Genomic DNA, 21,124 nt, shown 5'->3' on the forward strand with positions numbered 1-21,124 from the left:
CGCCGGAGAAGGCGAAGAAGCGGGCCAGGAGCAGGAAGCGTGGAGCACCGACCTTCGGGCCTGGCGCCAGTGGTGGGAAGCCCATGGGCGCCAGTTCGAAGGGGGGCAACGCTGGCGCCACGGCCGGCGATTCACCCTCGAGGGCTGCCTGGAGGAGTTGGAGGATCCGCACAGCCCGCTCGCGGTTCGAAGCCGCACGGCCCTGGAATGGAGGCTCCGTTCCGGAAGGCCCCTGGATTTCGAGCCCGACTGGCCCGTGCGCCGCCAGCGTGAGGCCCTCGCCCGCTGGTGCACTGGGAGTGGAAGGGCTGGCCCCCATACCCCCTGAGTGCCAGACTCCCCTCGCCATGGCCGAAGCCACCGAGTGGATCCTTTCCATGAAGCCCGCCTTCCTCGTGGCGCGTGTGGGCGGAATGGGGGACCTGTTGAGGGAGAGGGCTGGAGCCGAGGAGACGAGGAGGGCCGCTGACGAGTGCCAGCCGGGCTGTGCGCCGGGCCTGTGGAGAGGAGGTGCAGCCCGCTTCAGGCACACGCCGGCCCAAGCGGCCCACCCAGGAGGGGGTGGCAGGGGGAGTGGGCTTGTGGGGCAGTGTTACGGCTTGGGGCTCAACACCACGCGCGCTGGGGTGGCCCCTGCGCTGGAGCAGCCAATCGCCCACGGTCAGCCCGGTCTCCTCGTGCACCGCTGTGGCGACGTACGAGGGCGTCCGGTCCACCGCCGCCACGTCCGCCAGTGAGATGGGTTCCAGGCTGTGGGTCGCGATGAAGGCGAGTACGTCCCGCACCAGCCTGCCCGGCGATGGCCAATGCCCAGACGCGTGCTCGCGCGCCTCGCGCTGGAGTTCCGTCAGTAGCAGCGTGAACAGGGCGCTCGTCGCGCGTTCAAAGCCCCGCAACCGTTCGCTCAGCTCCGCGTCCAGCGCGGCGATGAGGCGCTCGATCTGCTGGCGCCGCGCCTCACCGGGCAGGAGCCTGAAGGACCACCGGGCGGCGAGGCTGCTTGCCAGGTCAGCCGCCGAAGGCCCTCCTGTCACCGGGGCACGGCCCGGCGGCTCCGTCTCCAGCGAGTTCAGCAGCGTGGGGTCGAAGGCCACCAGCCAGCCCTCCAGCTCACCCTCGTTGAGGGCGTGGATCTCCACCCCCGCGGGGATGAAGTGGAGTTCCCCCGGGCGCACGTCCACCAGCTCCAAATGGTGGCCGCATCCCTTGCCGCCAGTGACGAGGAAGAAGAGAGCGAAGGTGGCGACAACCGGCTCGTGAGAGGACGAGAGCGTGCGGCTGGCGATGTGGCTGACGTGGTGCGGGAGTCCCCGGGCGCCGAGCGCCGCAAGCGTGGCGGCGGAGGGTTCCTCGGGGCCCAGGGCACTGGCATCCGACTTTCCCGTGCGCCAGGAGTCCCTCCTGCCTCGAATCTCCCCGTCCGCCCCGGCGTGGGAGTTCATCCCGGACCCACTCGCGAGCGCTCCCGGCAAGGACCCGGGAACGGGCACGACGGGTGCGGCAGGACCTCGGCGGCGTGCCCCCGAGCCCATGGAGCCCGGCGACGCGGTGCGCGGGCTCGTGGCCGAGCAACGGGTTCGTAGCGGGTTCGTCCATGCCTACTTTGGCCAGCTCCAGGACGTCCTGCTCGGGGTCTGGCGCGCCACCGGCACGTCCGCCCGGCGCAAATCCGGCCGTATCTGCGAGGTGGAGGTGCGCCTCGTCCAGGCCCCATCGGGGGCAGGTTCCTCGCGGCCACCATCCGTGCCCCCTCCTGCGATTCGAGCATGGATGAGGAGGTGCTCTCCGAGCTGCGTGCCGCCGCCGAGTCTCTTCCCGCCCCACCTCCGGAGGTGGTGGGGCAGCGCGACTCCATCCACAGCGTCTACCGCTTCTCCTTCCAGCCGCCTCCGACGATCCCCCCGCTCGAGTTCGATGTGGTGGACCTCTTCGACCGCAAGGCCATCCCAGCTTCAACCCCAAGCTCGTCACCCTCATCTCGGCGGAGTAGTCAGATACGCAAGAGAGCAATCATTTCTCAAGACTCGTCCTGAGGAAAATCAAGGAAACCACAACACACGCGAGGCGCAATCGGCCTCGGGATCGTTCGGTCACGAAAAAGACGTGGAGCAGCGGATTTGATAGCCGCCGGTCGGCCCGACAAGCGGCCCCCAGCCGCTGGCTGCCTTCGGGCACCGTTGAACCCGGTACCGCGATGCTGTGCGCGCGTGCGCACGAAGACGTCGGCCAGGACGCGATGCTTTGGAGGACTGGCGCCCGCGCTCACTGCATATCCACTGGCGAGGAGTGCGAGCCGCATGACGACGCGGAGGGGCGTGGAGACACGGGCCGATGCTCGGATGCGCCAGTGTGCGGGGCGAAAGTGGACTTCAGCGGCCCCGTCGCGCTTCAAAAAGGCGCCGGGCTGCACTAGAAGTCCCTGGAGCACCGGCCAAGTCCCTGGAGTCCGCGCGCGTGCCGCCCACCGCCCCCCGACGTCGTCGCGAGCCTCAGGTGCCGTCCCGCTCCTGGTGGCGGCAGGTCCTGGACTTCTTGGAGCTGACCAGCCCCGAGGGCAGGCGGGCCTTCGGACTCGTGTTCGGCCTGCTCGTCATCGGCTTCTGGCCGCTGTTGCTGCTGGCGGTCATGGACGTGAGCGGGACACCCCGCAAGGCGCTGGTCGCCCTGGGGCCCGCGTCCATCTGCCTGGGGTTCGCCATACTCATCCTGGTGTGTGGCTACCGGTATGGCGAGTCACTCAGGTGGTCGCGCCGCCAGACGTGGGGACTGGCAGCGCTGTTCCTGGGCATGGGCCTGCTGGGCGGCCTGGGGCTGTGGTTCAGCGAGGGCTGAGTCGCGCTCGGACAACGCGCCTCAACCCTGCTCCGCCCCCTCGAAGGTGACCTTCGCCTTGTTCATGACGTGCTTGACGGCGAGCAGGTACCAGCCCAGCTCGGTCAGGCGCCGGGTCGTCTCCGGCGTCTCGCGCAGGGCGGCGTGGACGTCCTCCGCGCTGAACCCGAAGGGCTCCATGTGGTCGCGGATCAGCTCTTCGAGATTCTCCGGGGTGAGCTGCAGCTTCTCCGCCTCGGTGATGGCCTTCAGCACGATGCCAATGCGCAGCCGGCGCTCGGCGTCCGCGCGCGTGGTGGGGTCCGTGAGCCAGCTCCGGAGCGCCTCCTGCTGCTCCTCGACGTCGAACTGGTACTCGACCATGGCCTGGCCTTCGGCCTGGACCCAGCGGCGGCGGAGCTCCTCGTCCACCAGCGCCCGAGGCAGCTCCACCGGTGCGCGCAGGGCCACCTCGTCCAGCACCATGTCCTGGGCCTGCACCCAGAGCTGCCCGGAGAGCTCGTCCTCCAGCTCCTCGCGGAGGTTGTCCATGACCTCCTCCAAGGTGCTGCCCATCCCGAGCTTCTCCAGGAACTCGGGGGAGCTCTCCGGCAGCAGCGTCACCGCGCGGGCGGATACGATGTCCACCAGGAAGCGCGCCGGCTTCCCCTGGAGGTGCTCCACCGGGTAGTTCTCCGGCAGCTCGAGGGCGATCTGCATGGACTCGCCCACCTTGCCGCCCTCCGCCACGGCCTCGCAGAACCCGGGCAGCGCCTCGATGGGCGCCAACTCCGTCTTCATGCCAAAGCGTGCGGAGAAGGGGATGAGCTTCCCATCGCAGTAGCCCACGATGTTGAGCTGGACGTCGTCGCCCAGCTCCAGCGGCTCGCCCGGTTGACGCTCGCGCGTGGTGGCCAGGGCCCGGCGCTTCTCGTGGAAGCTCCGCAGCAGATCCTCCTCGGTCAAATCCTCCGGGGTGGGGACCCGCACGGAGAGCTTCTCCAGGGAGGGCGCCGCCACGCTGGGGAGCTTGAGGGCCCCGGCGGAGACGCTGCTCACCACCGGGCTTATCTTGAGAAGGCGCTCGACGCCCTGACCTGATCCTGGATTCCCTTGATTGCTGCTCACGAATGCTCCCGGGAGGTAGGCGAGCCAGCGTCCGCGCCAATGGGGAACAAAGCGACGGCTCGGCATGGACCTTGGTTTAGTCCAGCCGAGCCGCTCTGACAAACTGCGAAAGGATGACCGCCTAGAAGAAGGCGCCCACGATGCTGGACACCGTGGAGACCGCGGCGCCCACCTGGCTGACAATCGGGATGTTGGTGGCCGCGGCGATGGAGCCCACCGCGGTGATGACCGACGTCACCTTCTTGCCCGTGCTCGCGTTCTTGTCCATCAGCGTCGCGCCCGCGTTGGCCACGTCGACGGCCGCGATGGCCACGTTGACGCCCGGAGCGAACCGGCCCAGCGTCTTGGCGGCGGTGCCCGCGGCGGCCTTCGCGCCCTGCTTGAGGGCGGCCTCACCGGCCTCCTTGCCCACCGTGGACAGCGCGGCCTTGGCGGCGGAGCGCGTACCGCTGCCCAGGATGCCCTGGGCCAGGGTGCTGCCCGCCTTCGCGGCGTCCCCAGCGGCGGAGGAGATGGCCCGGCCCACGGCCTTCGCGGTGCCACCCTCCATGATGCCCTTGGTGGCGGCGTTCTTGACGGCCTTGAGCACGTCGTCGCTGGCGTTGGGGAGGCTCTTCTTGAAGGCGTCGACGGCCGCCTTCCCGGCGTCCAGCTTGCCCTTCATGATGGTGCCGCCCAGCACGCCGCCCATCACCTTGCTGCCGACGATGCCGCCCGTCGCGGCGGTGATACCGGCCTTGGCCGCGTCCAGGCTGGAGCGCGTGGCCGTGATGATGTCGTCCTTGCTGCCCGAGCGGATGGCCTGGCGGATGTCCTTGAAGGCCGTGGCGCCAGCCGCCACCGCACCGGGGATGCCCGCGTAACGGAGGCCGGCGTTCAGGTTCGCGCCGAACTTGGTCAGACCCTTGAACGCACCCTTATCGAAGGTGGGATTGCGGACGAAGTCCAGGTTCGTCTTTCCGAGCAGGCCCTGCGCGCCCTTCGTCGAGACGTTCTTGATCTGCTGGAAGGCGTCCTTACCGAAGTTGAAGGCCTTCACGCCCTGGCTGGCGACCGCGACCCCGCCTTTGACGAGTTCCTTGTTCTCCTGAAACGTCTTCTGGACGTTGGTGCGGACGGTATTGAAGGTCTTCTTGATGTCGGGGAAACCCATGGGGGGCCTCACAAAATGAATGGAACCTGCCGGGATTATCGCACCCGACGCGCGAGAGTTGCGTCAGGCTCGCCTCTTTTTCGAGCAGCGCGAGCGGAGGCGCTGTCCAAGCGCCAAGTCCTCGGAATCATTGGACTTCCCCAGTCGGCATGAATCGCCCGGGCAATCGGGCATGAAGATCAGAACGCCCAGCGGTGCCCTTCTGGCAAGTGCTCGTCGCAGAGGAGCTGACCGTCCACACGTGCTCCGTTGCACAGTCCGTTCAAGGGCTCCGGCCGGTCCCGGTCCGTCACCCAGCTTCCACACCGGGTGCATCGACCACAGTTGCTCGACGCGGGGTCCAATTCCGAGGAGCTGAGGGTCTGCCAGCCCAGGGGCGGAGGCTGCTCCAGAGCCGCATTCACGGCTCGAGTCAGCGACCGCTCGACCTGAGCGAGTTCGGAGAGCCCCGACTCCAGCTCTTCATCGGAGGCTTCGACCGCGACCGTCAGCGTCACGAGAAAGGTCTTCTTCGGCATGACAAGGGACGCTACTTCCGCTCGAACCGAAGTTCCTTCTCGAACCTCTCCGCCATCGCCGCCGCCACCGCCAGCTGGAAACCGGCTGCGGGCGGGACGTGTGGCGAGCGCCCCTCCGTGGAGACGATCGCCGACGAGCTCCGCATGAGTCCGCGCACGTTCCAGCGTCGGCTCAAGGAATCCGGGACGACCTATCAAGCGCTGCTCGACGAGGTCCGCCGGGAGGCCGCGTGCCGGCTACTCGGGAACACCGACCTTGATGCGGGCGAGGTGGCCTTACGCTGGGCTTCGAGGAGTTGAACTCGTTCACACGGGCCTTCCGAGGTTGGGAAGGGGTGACGCCGAGCCAGTGGCGAAGGTCCGAACGCCGCTCGGCCTGAGGGCTCGCAAGACGGCGCCGCTGAGCACATCCACCGACCGCGGAGGCGGTGGAATGCCAGACACCCATGCATTGCACAAGACTTCAGCGAACCGCAGAACGGGGTACGCCGGGATCGAACGGTCGATTCCGCTCGTCGAGTGGACGCTGATTGCACCCGGCCCTCAAAGGTGAGTCCCGGGAGTCGTCAGCCCCATCGGGTATCCCATTGGCGCGGTCACCCATCAGGGGGGCATCACCACGGGGGGATTCTCATGAAGCTGGGCTGGACGGCGGTGCTACTGATGCGGATTGCCGGATGCGGCTCCATCAACGAAGCGAGCGGTTCCCTCGGGACCAGACCCACGCCATCACCTGGGGCCAGGCCCGCCGTGAAGAAGGAACTGCCATGGCTGACGGTGCCGGGCGGGCAGATGAAGACGACCCTCTTCTACGGCCCCTGGCAGTGCCGCCGGGAATTCATGAATCAGTGCCAGGTACAGTGCGCCCGTGAGGGCTACTCGCTCATGGGCTGCGTGTGGCTGGCCGATCTCAAGTTCGACTGGAAGGGACGCCTCGTTCTCTTGCCCGTGGATGTTGATGCCGGTAGTCGCTATGGCATCTGGCACTGCTGCTGCAACTATCCCAAGCTGCCGACAGACAAGAAGGAAGTGGAACGCAAGAGGTGGGACAGGTTTCGAGAGTCCTTCCGGGAGGACTGGAGCAAGAAGTTCGGAGAGTGGCCCAGCGATGGCGCCAAGTCGTGGCCAGGCCATCACGTCCGGGATCTCCAGCACGGAGGCGATCCGGTGGACCCCAACAACATCTTCCCCGCGAAGCCCAGCGTCCATGACCTGTACAACAGGGCGTATCCCGCATGCTACGGCGGCCAGCCACCCTGGAATACAGTGGGTCCCGATCTGCCTTACACGGACAACTGACGATGGCCACGCCCATGAGCCGCCTGCTGGAAGAAGTTTCTCGCGACCACTTCCCTTATTCGCCCGCCACGCCCGAGGAGATCGAAGCGTTCGAGCAGCGGGTGGGCTGGAAGCTGGATCCGGACCTCAGGGCCTTCTACCTGCACTGCAATGGGGCGGAACTGATCAAGCGGCTGCCGAACTCGCCATACCAGATGCTTCCCTTGTCCGAGATCGTCCGGGCACGGGTGGCCATCTACGGCGAGGATGACGACAAGTGGGGGCCTGCCTCGGTGTACGCCATCTGCGACGTGCAGGACGGTAACTACGTGCTGTTGGACGTGAGCCACGAGGAGAATGGTCGTTATCCCCTCTTCGACGGAGACCATGAGGCGTGGCCGGACCCGGCCTATTGCAAGCAGGTCGCCAGCTCCTTCTCGGAGTTCCTGGAGCAGGTGCTGCGCACCCGGCGCGGCCTCTACTGGTTGGGGGAATGAAATTCTCCGTTCGGTTCATGTCCGCTGCCAGCGTCAGGTCGTGCGTGTGCGGCGACGCCGGGAGCGTTCGCGGGGCGGGCACGGCTGGACGGGCGATGGGCGACGTACTCCGAGGTAGCCGGTCACCAGCGCGCGGAGCTCACGCTCGAAGCGCGGGCTGTCGAGCAGCTCCGGGCGGAAGAGCAGCGTGTGGTCGGTGAGCGCGTCGAGCGAGGTCACCAGGATGTGCGCCGTCAGTGACGGATCGACGACGTCGAGCTCGTCGCGTCGCGCCGCCAGCCATTCGGCCAGCGCGTCGGCGAGTCGGCGGTTGACGCGATCGAAGAGCTCAAGTGTGCCCTGGCGAGGCAGCTCGACGAGCACAGCCCGGTAGAGCGGCGCGTCGCGCCGTGAGACGTCGAGCGCGACACGCACGAGCTTCGCGATCCCCTCGTCGACCGACGCGTCGTGAAGCGACGTGCCCACCTCGATCAAGTGCGCCGTCATCTCGTCGGCGATCCGCTCGACCAGCGCGAGCAGCAGCGCCTCCTTGTCCGGGAAGTACTGATACAGGCTGCCCACGCTCACCCCCGCAGCTCGCGCGATCCGGTTGGTGGTCAGCGCCTGCCAGCCGTCGCGGAGCAAAATGCGAGCTGTCGTTTGAATCAGTGCGTCGACCAGCGCCTTGCTGCGGGCCTGCGAGGGTTGCTTTCGGGCGCCATTCTGCCTGGAACTTCCGAGCGTTGCGCGCATCGTCACCTTCCTGCACACGGCCCCTCGAACGCGAGCCCGCCGCGAGTCTTGAATGCGAGCATTCTTTCATAATCTCCATCGCATGAGCCAGCGTGCCCGCCTCACCACACTCGATGCCCTGCGGGGCTTCTGCCTGCTCGGCATCCTCGTGATGAACGTCCAGTCATTCGCGATGCCCCTCGCGGCCTATCTGAATCCCTCCGTGTTCGGAGCGCTCGACGGCGTCGACGGTCTTGCCTGGTCGCTCGGTCGCCTCCTCTTCGATTTCAAGTTCCTCAACCTGTTCGCCATGCTCTTCGGCGCGTCGCTCGTGCTCGGGGGCGACGACACGTCCCCGCGCCGTCGGCTCGCGTGGCTGATCGTCTTCGGGCTGTTGCATGCCTACGGCGTCTGGTACGGCGACATCCTGTTCACCTACGGCGCCGTCGGCATGCTCGTCGTCGGCGCGCGGGCATGGCCCCCCGGGCGGCAGCTGCGCCTCGGCCTCGCGCTGGTTTCGGTTGGGCCAGCGCTCGCGCTGGTGACCGCCCTCGCGTTCGATTACCTCCCGCCCTCCCTGCTCGGAGTGCTCCTCGAGCACCTCGATGCACGCTCGGTCGCGGGGGAGCTCGCGGCCTTCAGGGGCGACTGGATGACGCAGCTACCCGTCCGGGCAAAGCTGGCCTTCGAGGGCCAGACCTCCGCGCTCATCTACGAGACGGGCTGGAGGGCGGCGGGGTGCATGCTGCTCGGCATGGCTGGTCTTCAGCGAGGGATGTTCGAGGGGCACTTCGCGTCGCCGCGGGCCGTGCTGCTGCTCTGGGTGCTCGGCCTTGCGTCCACCTCGGCGGGCCTGGCAGTGCAGATTGCCGGGGGGTTTTCACCACGTGCCTGGGTGTTCGCGCAGGTGCTGCACGAGGTGGGGGCGGTGCCTCTGGCCATCGCGATCGGGTGCACGGTGGTCGGGCTGGCCCGGCGCTTCGCGCTTGCCGCGCCCACGCGTGCCATCGCTTCCCTCGGCAGGGTCGCGTTCACCGCCTACCTGATGCAGTCGGTCGTCGGAACGCTGGTCTTCGGGGGGCACGGCCTTGGCGCCTTCGGGACGTGGAGCCGCTCGACGCTTCTGCTCGCCGCGTTTGTCTTTTGGGCGCTGCAGGTGCTGCTTGCCAGCCTCTGGTCGAGGTACTTCGGGCGCGGGCCGCTTGAGGCGCTCTGGCGAGGCCTCGCGCGCGGGGACTTCTCGCTCCGTGCGCGTGTGTCACACGTCGGGCAGCGTGGCGCGTGAACCCTGCCGCGAGCGCTCACTGACCGCCAGGGCGCCGTCCCCCTCTTCGAGAATGGAGACCCTTCCCTTCCGCTGCTCGTGGGGTTGCTCCAGGTACCCAGCCCCACGCCCCTGACGGATGCCATCCTGGAGCGCTCGCTCGAGGATGTGCCCAATGAGGCGCGCGTAACGTGTAATCAGGGGAGCAGTCGGGCGAATTCCTTCACCAGCCGCGCGGTGGCCAGGGCGGTGAGCTTGAGCGGGTCGAACTCGGGGATGAACTCGGAGACGTCCATTCCCACCAGCTCGTAGCGGCTGGCGAGCGCGCGCAGCACCACCAGCACCTCCCGCAGGGTGGGGCCTCCAGGGTAGGGCGCCTCGACGGCGGGCACCTCATGCGGGGCGAGCCCGTCCAAGTCCACCGACACGTAGACGCGCTTCACGGGGCCGAGCTGCGCCACCAGCGACTCCACCACGGCGGGCAGCCCGCGCTCGCAGAAGTCCAGGGCGGGGATGATGCCGGGGCGCCAGTGCTGTAGTCCCCCGCGCTCGCGGGGGTTGACCTGGCGCAGGGCCAGCAGGCTCGTGCGCTCCGGGCGGATGTGCGGGAGTTGCCAAGCGTGATGGAGGATGGAGCCGAAGTAGAGCGCCTCGTCCTGGGTGCAGTCGGGGTGGGCGTCCAGGTAGACGACGCCGCAGTCGTCATGGACGGCGCTGATGGCGGACAGGGCCGCGTATTTGATGAGGTGGTCCCCTCCGAGGCACACCGCTCGCTGGCCCCGGCGCAACAGGCCGAGGAAGCGCTCGCGCACTGCGGCCACCTGCGCCTCCAGGGAGAGCCCCTCGAGGGGGAGGTTGCCCGCGTCGAAGAGGGGAGCGCCGTCCTCCAGCCGCTCGGTGAGGGATGGGGATTCGTTGTCGGCGGTGCGCACGAAGTCGGCGGTGAAGAGGGTGCGTAGCTCGCCTGCTTCGCCGGCCTTGCCCCGGGCGCTCTCGGAGAAGCCGGCGCCGCGAGTGTTGGCCCCGAAGAGTACGGTGCGGGCCTCGCTCTCCGAGAGAGCGGTGGCGAACTGGAGGTGGTGGCTCATGGCGGAGGTGGAGTCGGAAGCGGTGGACACGAATCCTCGCGCATCCCTCCGACACCCGGACTCCCGGGCGGGGTGGGGCGTGCGCGGGGTGTGGGGCCTCTGGGGGGTGCTGGTGGTGGGGGTGCTGGGGGCCGTGTGGAGCTCGGAGCGTCCGCCGGAGCCCCTGGGGTCGGAGGTGCCCGCGGAGGCGTTCTCGGAGGCGAGGGCCTGGCCGGTGTTGCGCCATCTGGTGGACGAGGTGGGGCCGCGGGTTGCGGGCACGCCGGGACAGGCGCGTGCCGCGGAGTACCTCGTGGAGCAGCTGCGGGGGATTCCGGGTGTGGAGGTGGAGCTCCAGCGCGCGGCGGGCGTCTGGGTGGACGGGCACGAGGCGTTGGACTACCGGACGGAGAACGTGCTGGCGCGGCTGCCGGGGACGAGGGACGGGGTGGTGCTGGTGGCGGCGCACTATGACTCCGCGGAGGCGGAGCCGGGAGCGGGAGACAACGCGCTGGCGGTGGCGGCGGCGGTGGAGGTGATGCGGGCGCTGGCGGCGGGGCCTCGGCCGGAGCGCACGGTGGTGCTGGGCCTCAACGGCGCCGAGGAGGCGGGGCTGGTGGGTGCGGCGGGCCTGCTGGGGCATCCCTGGTTGGGGGGGGTGGAGGCGTTCATCAACCTCGACGCGGCGGGCTCCCGGGGCAGGTCGCTCCTGTTTCAATCCACGCCGTCGGCGCCGTGGCTGCTCGCGGCCTATGCGCGCTCGGTGCCGCACCCATATGCGCTGGTGGTGGGGCAGGAGCTCTTCCAGTCGGGCCTCATCCCGTCGGACACCGACTACCGCGTCTTCACGAGCGAGGCCCACTGGCCGGGGATGGACCTGGCGCTCTACCAGGATGGCTACGCCTACCACACGCCGCTGGATGGGCTCGCGCGGGTGGAGCCCGGGAGCCTGCGGCAGCTCGGGGAGAACGTGCTGGCCCTGGTGCGTGAGCTGGCGCGAGGCCCCCGGCCGGAGGACGCGGGCGAGGCGGTGAGCACCTATTACGACGTCCTCGGGGTGGGGATGGTGGCGTATGGCCGGAGCACGGCCTGGGGGCTGGTGGTGCTGGGGGGCGTGTTTGCACTGGGGGCGCTCGGCGTGGCCTGGCGGCGGAGCGGGGTGGCGCCCGCGAGCGTGGCGCGAGCGCTGGGGGGGCTTCTGGTGTGGGGACTGTTCGGAGTGCTGGTGCCGGTGGGGGCGGCGCTGCTGCTCGGCTTCGTGCTGGGGAGGCCGCACGGGTGGTACGCGGCCCCGTGGCTTGCGGGGGCGGCCTTCGGAGCGCTCACGCTAGCCGGCGTGTTGTGGGGGAGCGCGGTGGTGCCGGGAGAGCGGACGGTGCTGGCTCGAGGCGCGGCGGCGCTGGTACTGGCGTGGGCGGTGGGCGCGGCGCTCACGGCGGTAGGGCTCGGGGTGGCCTATCTGTTTCCGTGGTGGACGCTGCCGGGAGCGGTGCTCCTGGGCGTGGCGTGCCTTCGCGAGCGGCTGGCCGGGCCCGTGCTGTTGGTGGCGAGCGTCCCGGGGTGGGTGCTCACCGTGGAGCTCGTGTGGCGGCTGCTGGCGATGTTCATCCCGGTGACGGGCCGTCTGGCAGTGGGCCTTCCCCTGGATGCGGTTGTGGCGTTGCTGGTGGCGCTGGCGGTGTTACCGGGAGCGCTGGGGCTCGGCGTGGCACTCGGTGGGGGAGGACGTCCGGGCCGGACGGCGGGCGCGGTGGCGCTGCTGGCCTGGTGGGGTGTGGGGCGCTCGCCGCGGTGCGCCCGTCCGATGAGGAGCAGCCTCGGCGGCTGGTGCTCACCCATATGGAGGAGCAGGGGGCTCAGGCGCGACTGGAGGTGGTGACAGAGGATGGACTGCCCCTGGGCGGGCTGCTCGAGGGCCGGAGAGCGGCGGCGCTGGGGAGGGGAGAGGCCTGGCTCGCGGCGGAGCCTTCGGGGTTGGGGCCGTTGCCCATCGCCGTGAAGCAGGAGGGGGCCTCGGAGGCGGGCCGTGCCGTCACGTTGAGCTGGTGGGGCGAGCCGGGAACCCAGCTCGTCATGCGCCTGCCCCGGGATTCGGTGGTGGGCTGGTCGCTGCCGGCGCAGCTCCCCGAGGGCCCCGAGCTCGTCCTGCGGGTCGTGGTGCCGCCCGCTGGGGAGTGGTCCGTGCGCCTCGTGTTTCGGGGCGAGGCGCCAGTGCAGGTGAATCTCAAGGAGTGGCGCCAGGGTTACGCCACGAGGGACATCGAGGCCCTGAGGCGTGGGCTACCGGACTGGGTGGTGGTGGAGCCGGAGGCCTGCCGCGCGGTGAGCCTCGCCTTGTGAAGCCGGGTGGCGGAGGAGGGCCACGGTGTCACCGTGGCCTCCGGTTACACCGCCCCGCCCGCCGAGTCGATGAAGCCCTCGGCGGCCAGTGACTCCAGGCGCGTGAAGTAGGCCGTGCGGGCCTCGCTGTCCGTGTCGAACCACAGCCGCTGGTGGCGCTGCTCGCCCAGGCGCGGGCCCCACTCCACCGACACCAGCTTGCCGTCCAGCGACACCCGGTACACCTGCTCCTGGCCGGCCTCGTCGCGCCGCACGTACGAGCGCGTCTCCGCGCGGATGAGCGCCCGGCCCTTCGGCGTCTGCCGCAGCGCCTCCTCCTGCGCCCTCTGCCGCGCGTACGCCAGCCGCAGGGCAATCATGTGCTCGCACGGGCCCTCGCGCAGCCCCGAGCGCCGGTAGTGCGGGCAGCCGCAGCTCGCCTCGCGCACCCGGCCCTCCAGGTCCAACAGGAAGCCAGGGTAGAAGCTGCGCACCGCCTCGCGGTCCACCACTTCGCCGCTCAGCCGCGTGCCCACGCCCACCACGTCGTGCACCTTGGTGAGCTTCACCTCGCCCGCGCCGGCGCCACCGTCGCCCAGCAGCCGGTGCGCCCGCTCCTCGCGCTCGTTGCCGTAGCGGATGACGGCCTCGTTCACCGGCGTGGAGAGCAGCTCGCGCGGCCGGTACGTGCCCTTCGCGATGTCATACAGCACGCGCCCGCGCAGGCACTCGAGCTGCAGCGCCCCTCGCACCGCGTCCTTGGGAGCGTCCGTCCCCGAGGCGAGCACCTCGAAGCTCAGCGGGCCCTCCTTGCGCAGCCGGTTGCGCAGCTTCTCCGCGAGCCCGTCCGGCACGTCGCGAGGCATGAGCGCATCGAAGGCCGCCGCGCTGGACCAGCCGCTCTCCGTCCACCCGGTGAGCGCAAGCGTGAGCGTCGCCGGGCCGAGGTCGATGACCCAGAACACCGGCAGGCCTGGCCCAAGCATCTGCACGCGCACGCCCTGCGCATGGGGCAACAGGCGCGCGAGGGCCGCCAGCCGCTGCCGTCCGAAGGTGCGCACCACCGCGGGCGCGTTGCCCTGGTACTTCGGCCCATGGCACTCCAGCACCAGCTCCCACGGCTCCAGCACGAGCCTCGGCTGCATGCCGGGGACGAGCTCGAAGCGCAGGGCGCGCGGGGCCTTCTTCGCCTTCCGGGTGCGCAGCGCGAAGAGCAGGTTGTACAGGTCGATGGGCGCCAGCGAGCAGGTGCTCGACGGCAGCGTGGCGGCGGACTGCACCTGGAGGAAGCCGCGCAGCCAGGCGAGAGGGACCTCCACATTGCGCGGGGCGCGGGACTCGTCTCCGCGCGCGGGCAGCGCCACGTGGGCCTCCAGCGACACCGGCACGTAGGTGCGCAGCCGGTCCACCTTGGCCAACAGGTCCGCCGGCACGTCCAGGAAGGTGGAGCCGTGCGCGGCCTCGCGGCCCTCGAAGAGCGAGTTGTCGAAGGACAGGCGCGCATAGGCGCTCTCGTCGCGGGAGAACACCTCCAGCGACACCTGGTCCGGGTCCACGGTGAGGACCGGGTCCAGCACCGCGTCCGCCTTCTTCTCGCCCTCCAGCGACTGGTCCAGGAAGGCCTTCTGCGCCTCCCAGATTTGAGCCGTGGCGCGCTTGCCCTGCTTCATCAGGTACGCGAGGTACGCGGTGCGGTCCTTGCCCCGGTAGCGCAGGTCCGAGGCGAGGATGCCGAGGGCGGCGGCGAGCGTATCGCGGAAGAGCGCGGGCTCACGCACCCGGCCGCGAACGCCCACGGTGCCTCGCGAGCCCTCCAGGGCCAGTTGGACGCGCGAGGCATTGGCGCCAGCATCCACGTCACTCGTGGTGGCGTAGCGCAGCTCGACGGCGTGGTGGGTGGCGGTGCTCACGACGGGCTCCCTTCCTTCCGGGCGCGCTCGGCGGCGCGGAGTGCACGTTTGTGGGCGCGGTAGGCGGCCTTCCGCAGCTCCACGGATTGAGACTTGTCGAAGGCCTGGCCGCGCAGCACTTCCGCGGCCTCGGTGCCTCCCAGTCGGCCCAGGGCGGCCCAGGCATCCTGCCGCACCTGCTCATCCTTATTGGTGGCCAGCGGACGCAGCGGCTCCAGCTCCTTGCCGGCCAGCACCGAGGGCAGCGCCATGCGGCGGGCTTCGGACGAGGCAAGCTGCTTGGGGCTGCGCACCGCTCCACCCGCGGGGCCGGTGGCCACGGGGTCGAACGGCTGCACCTCCAGCGCCCACTCGGCGGCGCGCTCGGGGGTGATGCGGGCCAGGGCGGAGGCGGCGGCCTCGCGCACCTCTGCGTCCGGGTCGGACAGTGCGGCACGCAGGGCCTCGGGGGCCGTGTTCAGCCGGCCCAGCGCTCGGGCCGCCTCGAGGCGTACCCCTGCCGGGGCCTTGGCCTCACCGCCCTGGAGGATGTCCTTGCCCGCCTTGGCCAGCTCCGTCACGCCCAGGCACGAGCCGGCCCACAGCAGCATCTCCCAGGCGCTCTCCAGGGGCTCACGCTTGGGGGCGGGCGTGGAGGCCCACTCCGTGGCGGTGCGGCGCTCGGCGGTGACGATGGAACGGCCCAGCAGGGCACGGTCGTCGGCGGACCAGGCCCGTGAAGCGTCCTGCTCACCGGTGCGCGCGCCCACCAGCCAGGCGGCCTCCTCGCGAGCGGCGGGCTTCTCGTGGCCGAGCAACATCGCCAGCGCTCCGGCGGGCAGCGACGCGCGCCGTACGAGTCCCCGGCGCAACCGCTGGCGCAGCTCCTCCTTGTCCAGCGTGGCCAGCCGCGGCAGCAACTGCACCGGGTCCGCCTCGGTGGCGAGGTAGCTGGCGGCGGGCTCGGAGATGTCCTCCTGCTCGCTGGCCACGGCGAGGAATTCCACCCGGATGCGCTCCTTGGGGAAGAGCGCGTCGAGCGCCTTGCGTGCCGCGGTGCGCAGGTCGTCGTCCCAATCGTTCAGCGCCTGCGCCAGCGTTCCCTCGGCGGCGATGTCCCCGAGCTTGCCCAGCTCCTGGGCCGCGACGAAGCGCACCTCGTTGTTGATGTTGTCGTCACCCAGGAGCGTCTCCAGCCGGGAGCGAGCACGCTCGCCGCCGATGAAGCGCAGGCCCCGGACGCCGGCCTTCTGCAGCTCGGTGGAGCGGCCCTCCATCGCGGAGAGCTCCACCTTCTCCTCGGTGCGGCGGCGATCCTCTCCTTCGGGCAGCTTCGGAGCGAGCCGGCCCAGGCCCTCGAGGGCCGCGGCCACCATGCTCTCCTCCACGGGGGCCTCGGGCGTGCCACCGGCGGCCACCTGCTCCAGCTCGGAGAGGGCGCGCGCGTCACCCAGCGTGCCCAGGGCCAGCAGGGCCCGCTCCCGGTCTCCCTCCTCGCCCGCGCGCACGTACAGCAGCAGCGGGCGCAGGGCACTCGTGAGGCCTCGGAAGGCCACGCCCTCGGCGGCAGGGAGCATCAGCTCGCGAGCGCCGCCGCGCAGCACCTCCTCCAGAGGCTCCACCTTCGCGCCCTTGTGGATGACGCGCGAGGCGTAGCGCGCCACCGACTCCATGCGCACCGTCACGTCCCGGTCCGCGAAGAGGCCGGCGAGCAGCTCGTCCTGGCCCACGTCGTCGCCCTGCTCCAGCTCGGTGGCGGCGGCCTTGCGCACCATGGGGTCCGCGCTGCGCACGGCCGCGCGCAGGAAGCGCACCGCCAGGGCCGCGTCGCGCTTCTTCTCGCCCTTCTCGTCCTTCTGGGGCGGGGTGGCCACGTCCATCGCGGCGCTCACGCAGGCCAGGCGCACGGGGTTGGACTCGTCGTCGAGCTGCCGCGCCAGGGCATCCACGGCCTCGGGCCTGTGGGTGAGGCCCAGGGCCTTCACCAGGGCGAGGCGCTCGTTGGCCTCCGTCGAGGTGCGCAGCCGAGCGGCGAGCGCTCCCACCGCGGCGGCCGAGCCGAGCCGGGCCAAGCCCTCCTGGGCGCGCTTCACCGCCGAGGCGTTCTCCGAGCGCAGGAAGGCGGCGAGCACCTCCACGGCGCGGTCATCCTGACGCCAGGCCAGCAGCTCCGCGGCGCGCAGGCGCAGATCCTCATGCTCACTTCCAGCGGCGCGGCCGAGGGCCTCGGTGACACGCGGGTCATTGGCACCGGCGAGCCGCTCGATGACGCCCACGCGCAGGTCTGCATGCTCGCTGCCGAGCGCGGCCAGCAGGGGCTCCAGGCTGCCCGGAGGGCTGAGGCGCTCCAGCAGCTCGAAGGCGTACTTGCGCACGTCGGCCAGGGGCGAGTTGAGCGCGGCGGTGATGCGGCCCTTGGTGGATGCCCCGCGGGTGGCGAGCTCATCCAGCGCGGCGCGAGCCACATCCGGCGAGAGCGAGGCCAGGGCGAGCGACAGCGGCTCGTCGGAGCCGGCGGGGTACAGCTCCTTGAGGCCGGCGAGGGCCGCCTTGCGCACCAGTTGGTGGGGGTCTTCCAGGGCGCGCAGGAGCGCAGCCACGGCGGCGGGCGTGCCGGCATGGCCCTCCTGGGTGAGCTTCACCACGCGGTCCACGGCATCGCGGCGCACGCGGTGGCCCTCGTCGTCACCGGCGGACACCTGGCGCAGCAGGCCCACGTAGGCACCGAAGGCGAGCCGGCGCAGGTGCTGCTTCTCGGCGGAGACGAGCGCCTCGGGCGAGGGCTCGGCGGTGGCGGCCTTGCCGGTGGCGGTGGAGAAGAGGCGGCGCAGCCAGTTGCGCGCGGGCTTCTCCTCCACGGGACGGGACTGGACCTGGGGAGAGGTCTCGGGCTTCCACGGCGCCTCCAGCGAGCGCGGACGGGCGGCCTTCGAGGCTTCGCGGAAGTAGTCGAGCGGCTTGTGGCGCAGCAGCAGCACCTGGGCGGCGGCGTAGCGCTGCTCGGGCACGTCGCTGGCGAGTGCCTCGGCGAGCCCCACCATGTTGCGGGCACGCTCGGCCTCGGTGGGCCAGTCCTTCATGTCGCCGGCCTTCTCGGGGCGGGTCGGCTGGAGCACCTCCACCAGGTGAGCGTGGTAGGCCTCCGTCTCCGTGCGCAGCTCCAGGGCGCGGGCCGCGGCGTAGCGCACCTCGGGCCGTGCGCTGGAGAGGGCACTGGTGAGCAGGTCGGGCGGCTCGCCTCGGCGCGAGGCGCGCAGGTCCCGGGCGAGGACGATGGCGAAGATAGTCTCCTGCACCTCGCGGGCGCGGTCCTCCAGGCCGTGCAGCAGGCCGCTGTCCCCGTCAGGCCCGAGCGCCGCGAAGGAGAGGATGGCGCCGATGCGGATGGGCTGGTGCTCGTGGCGCAGGTTGCCGGTGAGGACGGGGAGGGCGCGGATGTCGCCGAGTCGCGACAGACCATCCGCGGCCCACGAGCGCACGGCGACGTCCGCGTGTCCGAGCGCGTCCAGGAGGTAGCCCTCGTCGCCGCGGCGGCTGGCGGTGGCGAGCCCGCGCGCGGCCTGCTCGCGCACCCCGCTGGCCTCGTCCTTGAGGAGCGTGGTGGCGAAGAAGGACAGCAGCCGGCGCGAGCCGAGGGTGGCGAGGGCGCTCGCGGCCCGGTGGCGCAACGGCTCGAGGAAGGCCGGCGGATGGATGCGCTGCAGCTCCTTGTCGGTGAGGAGGTTGCGCATCGACTCGATGATGTCCTCGGCGCCGCGGGCGGCGAGCAGCTCGGCCGCGCGCACCTTGAGGGGCAGCTCACCGGAGCCGAGACCCGCGAGCAGGGGGCCGTTCTCGTTCTTGATGAGCTTGTCGAGCGACTCAATAGAAGCGAGGTAGACCTGGGGCTCCTCGGCGAGCAGCAGCTTGAGGAGCGGCGAGCGCACGGACTCGGCGGGGGCCTGGGCAGCGTTCTTCGCGGCCAGGGCGCGCAGCGAGGCGTGAGCGGTGTCCATGGCGGCGAGGTGCGGCTCGGCCTGCTCCTTGCCCGCATGCTTCACCCAGGCCTCATAGGCAGCCTGGGCCACGCCGGCGTCGCGGTCGCCCACGACCTTCTTCAGCCGCTCGAGCGCCCAGTCCTCCTTATTAAGGCGGGCGGCGAGCTCGTCCACGGCGCGGCGTCGCAGGTCCGGGAAGCGACCAGAGAGCGCGCGCTCCAGGGCCTCCTGGGGATTCTTCTCGTTCCAGGCCCAGAGGGTGCGGAAGGCCTCGTCGCGCACCTTGGCGGACTCGTCCTCGAGCGCATCGCCGAGCAGGTGCACGGCGGCCTCGGAGCGCTTGCCCGGGAGCTTCACGAGCCGGTCGAGGCCCCGGACGCGCACATCCTCGAAGGACGAGCGGAGGGCGGCCTCGGCGCTGGAGAGAGGGGCCTCGGTGTCGAGCGTCACCACCGCGTCGAGGGCGGTGGCGCGCACGTCGGCGTTCTCGTCATCCAGCATCCACACGAGGCGCTCGCGGCCGCGGGGGTCCTGGAGGGCGCGGAGGGCCTCGGCGGCCTGACGGCGGATGGCGGCGTCGGGCTCGCGGGAGAGCTGGAGCAGGGCACCGAGTGCCCGGGCATCCCCGAGCTGCGCGAGGCCGCGAGCGCCACGAACGGCGGTATCCGGAGTGCGGCAGGCCATGGCGGCGAGCAGCGGCTCCAGACTGGGCTCGGAGAGAGGCTCCCCGGCCTTGCCAGTACCGGGCAGCTCGGCGCGGGCGGCGCGAGCCTCGTCATCAGTGGGACGCGGACGGTGGGTGAGGCGGCGCGCGACGTCCAGGGCGGCGCGAGCGAAGTCCTCGTCCTTCTCCTCCAGCACGTGGGCGAGGGGCCGGCGCTCCAGCACGCGCACGGTGAAGGCCACGCGGCGCACGTCGGCGTCCGAGTCATCGAGGGCGCGGGCCACCAGGGGCTGCAATTGGGGCGAGCCCAGCCAGCCGGCACCCGCGGCGCGGATGAGGACCTCGGCGCGCAGGTGGGCGGTGCCGCGCTCGAAGGCCGTCTTGAGGGGCTCGGTGCTCTCCTTGGGGAACACCTGCACCAGCGCGTCCAGCGCGGTCGTCGAGACGGAGGCATCCGAGTCCGTCAGCTTGCTGGAGATGAGGCCCGGCACCAGCGGCGACGTCCCACCGAGCGTGGCCAGCCGGCGCAATCCGGCGATGCGCGTGTCCGCATAGCGCGAGTCCAGCGCGGCACGCGGGGCAGCGAGCGGAGACTCCTTCTCCAGCGTGGCGAGGGACTCGAGTGCAGCGGCGCGAACCGCGGGGTGCTCATCGTCCAGACGCTCGCGGAGCTTGACGCGGGCGCCGGTGCGGCCGAGCCGACCCAGCTCCTCGGCGGCCAGCTTGCGCACCTCGTGCTCGCGGTCCGAGGAGAGCATCGCGAGGACGAAGTCGAGCGCCTCGGACTCCTCCAGGGCGGCGGCCTCGCGCACGGCGGCCTCGCGCTTGGGACGGTTGCCCCGGCGGGACTCCTCCAGCAGGTCGAAGCCGTGGGCGTAGGCGGTGGTGTCGGTGGAGGGCTTGCCCTCGGTGTCCAGCTCGAAGCGGCGGACCGTGCGGTCCTCGCCACCCGTGTAGACGAGGCCGAGTTGCACCTTGGCCTGCCGCGCGCTCACCGGCGGAGCGAAGGCCAGGGCGTGCACGGGCTTGCTGCCGCAGTCGAGCGTGCGAGGCTTGCGGCGCTCGTCCAGGCGCCACGCCTTCACCTTGCCGTCGTCGCCGGAGGAGAAGATGCGGTCGGAGGCCTCCTCACCGCGCTCGGGAGTGGGCGTGGGCGGGAAGAGGAGGGCGAGCACGGAGCCGGCATGGCCGGAGTCCTTGTCACCGCGCACCTCGTGCTCGACGGCGCCGACGAGGTACCAGATGCGCAGCTTGCCATCATCTCCGGCGGAGACGAGGCGCCCATCGCGCGGGGTGAAGGCGAGTGACCGCACCGAGCCCTCGTGGCCGGGCATGTCGCGGCGGGCCCCGTTGGCGAGCGTGAAGGAACGCACCACGGAGTCATCACCGGCGCAGGCGGCGTAGGTGCCGGAGGGGTCCACGGCGACGGTGCGCAGGGGCAGGGGCGAGGCCTGCCACTCGTGGACGCGCTTGCCCTTGGCGAGCTCCCAGGCGCGCAGGAAACCATCCAGGCCCACGGTGAAGGCGCGAGTGCCGTCGGGGCTGAGGGCGATGGCGGTGCAGGCGCCACGGTGGGCATCCTTCACCTCGCGCTGCACGGTGCCATCCCCGAGGGCGCCGATGCGCACGGTGCCATCGGCGCAGGCGGCGACCCAGCTCTCGCCGGCGAGGGCGAGCCCGAGGACGGCGGCGGGCAGCTCCACGCTCCAGGCCACCTTGTTGGTGGCGGGCTCGTAGGCGGTGAGGCGGCTGTTGGAGGCGGCGCGAGCGCCTCCGACGAGCAGCAGGCGCGCATTGGCCGCGAGCGCGCGGACCTTCTCGTAATGGCCGATGGACAGTGAAGCCATA

16 protein-coding genes are annotated in these 21,124 nt (G+C 71.0%); 8 read left to right on the forward strand and 8 right to left on the reverse strand.

The genetic code is table 11. The features are described 5' to 3' along the window. Window positions 1–131 precede the first annotated feature (131 nt). Window positions 132–1,442 carry a cupin domain-containing protein gene (locus OV287_RS56320; RefSeq protein WP_373371796.1) on the reverse strand — a complete coding sequence of 437 codons (1,311 nt, stop codon included), beginning with the start codon at window positions 1,440–1,442 and terminating at the stop codon, window positions 132–134. Between the two features lie 324 nt (window positions 1,443–1,766). Here OV287_RS56320 and OV287_RS00640 point away from each other — a divergent pair, with 324 nt between their 5' ends. Next, window positions 1,767–2,033: a hypothetical protein gene (locus OV287_RS00640; RefSeq protein ID WP_267531996.1), complete on the forward strand. Its 267-nt coding sequence runs from the start codon at window positions 1,767–1,769 to the stop codon at window positions 2,031–2,033. A 460-nt stretch (window positions 2,034–2,493) separates the two neighbouring features. Next, window positions 2,494–2,832 (forward strand): hypothetical protein, encoded by a 339-nt coding sequence (locus OV287_RS00645; RefSeq protein WP_267531997.1) that lies wholly within the window; start codon window positions 2,494–2,496, stop codon window positions 2,830–2,832. A 21-nt stretch (window positions 2,833–2,853) separates the two neighbouring features. Here the strand turns inward: OV287_RS00645 and OV287_RS00650 are convergent, their stop codons facing one another. The 3 genes from OV287_RS00650 to OV287_RS00660 form a co-directional block, all read right to left on the reverse strand. Continuing rightward, the gene (locus OV287_RS00650) at window positions 2,854–3,870 is read right to left on the reverse strand and encodes a trigger factor (protein WP_267531998.1); all 1,017 of its coding nucleotides are present in this window, start codon (window positions 3,868–3,870) and stop codon (window positions 2,854–2,856) included. Between the two features lie 190 nt (window positions 3,871–4,060). Further along, window positions 4,061–5,092 carry a hypothetical protein gene (locus OV287_RS00655; protein ID WP_267531999.1) on the reverse strand — a complete coding sequence of 344 codons (1,032 nt, stop codon included), beginning with the start codon at window positions 5,090–5,092 and terminating at the stop codon, window positions 4,061–4,063. 179 nt (window positions 5,093–5,271) lie between these two features. Beyond that, a complete protein-coding gene (locus OV287_RS00660; RefSeq protein ID WP_267532000.1) occupies window positions 5,272–5,610 on the reverse strand; it encodes a hypothetical protein in 339 nt (112 codons plus the stop codon). A 117-nt stretch (window positions 5,611–5,727) separates the two neighbouring features. On the opposite strand from OV287_RS00660, the gene OV287_RS00665 reads away from it, so the two are divergent. The 3 genes from OV287_RS00665 to OV287_RS00675 all read left to right on the forward strand — a co-directional run bounded on the left by OV287_RS00665 (window position 5,728) and on the right by OV287_RS00675 (window position 7,385). Then, window positions 5,728–5,910, forward strand: a complete 183-nt coding sequence (locus OV287_RS00665) for a helix-turn-helix domain-containing protein (RefSeq protein WP_267532001.1) — start codon at window positions 5,728–5,730, stop codon at window positions 5,908–5,910. Window positions 5,911–6,360: 450 nt separating this feature from the next. Continuing rightward, window positions 6,361–6,909, forward strand: coding sequence for a hypothetical protein (locus tag OV287_RS00670; RefSeq protein ID WP_267532002.1), 549 nt, complete (start codon window positions 6,361–6,363; stop codon window positions 6,907–6,909). 2 nt (window positions 6,910–6,911) lie between these two features. Further along, a complete protein-coding gene (locus tag OV287_RS00675) occupies window positions 6,912–7,385 on the forward strand; it encodes an SMI1/KNR4 family protein (RefSeq protein ID WP_267532003.1) in 474 nt (157 codons plus the stop codon). A 33-nt stretch (window positions 7,386–7,418) separates the two neighbouring features. Here OV287_RS00675 and OV287_RS00680 read toward each other — a convergent pair whose 3' ends face one another. Beyond that, window positions 7,419–8,117, reverse strand: coding sequence for a TetR/AcrR family transcriptional regulator (locus tag OV287_RS00680; protein WP_267532004.1), 699 nt, complete (start codon window positions 8,115–8,117; stop codon window positions 7,419–7,421). 82 nt (window positions 8,118–8,199) lie between these two features. On the opposite strand from OV287_RS00680, the gene OV287_RS00685 reads away from it, so the two are divergent. Then, window positions 8,200–9,381 (forward strand): DUF418 domain-containing protein, encoded by a 1,182-nt coding sequence (locus tag OV287_RS00685; protein ID WP_267532005.1) that lies wholly within the window; start codon window positions 8,200–8,202, stop codon window positions 9,379–9,381. 176 nt (window positions 9,382–9,557) lie between these two features. On the opposite strand, the gene OV287_RS00690 is transcribed toward OV287_RS00685, so the two are convergent. Then, window positions 9,558–10,478, reverse strand: a complete 921-nt coding sequence (locus OV287_RS00690) for an arginase family protein (RefSeq protein ID WP_267532006.1) — start codon at window positions 10,476–10,478, stop codon at window positions 9,558–9,560. On the opposite strand from OV287_RS00690, the gene OV287_RS00695 reads away from it, so the two are divergent. Together OV287_RS00695 and OV287_RS00700 are read left to right on the forward strand one after the other, a co-directional pair. After that, window positions 10,447–12,306 (forward strand): M28 family peptidase, encoded by a 1,860-nt coding sequence (locus OV287_RS00695; protein WP_267532007.1) that lies wholly within the window; start codon window positions 10,447–10,449, stop codon window positions 12,304–12,306. The genes OV287_RS00690 and OV287_RS00695 overlap by 32 nt on opposite strands. Then, a complete protein-coding gene (locus OV287_RS00700; RefSeq protein WP_267532008.1) occupies window positions 12,255–12,767 on the forward strand; it encodes a hypothetical protein in 513 nt (170 codons plus the stop codon). The genes OV287_RS00695 and OV287_RS00700 overlap by 52 nt, the downstream gene beginning before the upstream one ends. A gap of 44 nt (window positions 12,768–12,811) precedes the next feature. Here the strand turns inward: OV287_RS00700 and OV287_RS00705 are convergent, their stop codons facing one another. Both OV287_RS00705 and OV287_RS00710 read right to left on the reverse strand, forming a co-directional pair. Then, complete coding sequence (locus tag OV287_RS00705; RefSeq protein WP_267532009.1) at window positions 12,812–14,656, reverse strand: SWIM zinc finger family protein; 1,845 nt, start codon at window positions 14,654–14,656, stop codon at window positions 12,812–12,814. Further along, window positions 14,653–21,123 carry a HEAT repeat domain-containing protein gene (locus OV287_RS00710; RefSeq protein ID WP_267532010.1) on the reverse strand — a complete coding sequence of 2,157 codons (6,471 nt, stop codon included), beginning with the start codon at window positions 21,121–21,123 and terminating at the stop codon, window positions 14,653–14,655. The genes OV287_RS00705 and OV287_RS00710 overlap by 4 nt, the downstream gene beginning before the upstream one ends. Window position 21,124 lies beyond the last annotated feature (1 nt).

Origin of the sequence: Archangium lansingense (assembly GCF_026626635.1) — a bacterium.
In the GTDB taxonomy this organism is placed as follows: domain Bacteria; phylum Myxococcota; class Myxococcia; order Myxococcales; family Myxococcaceae; genus Archangium; species Archangium lansingense.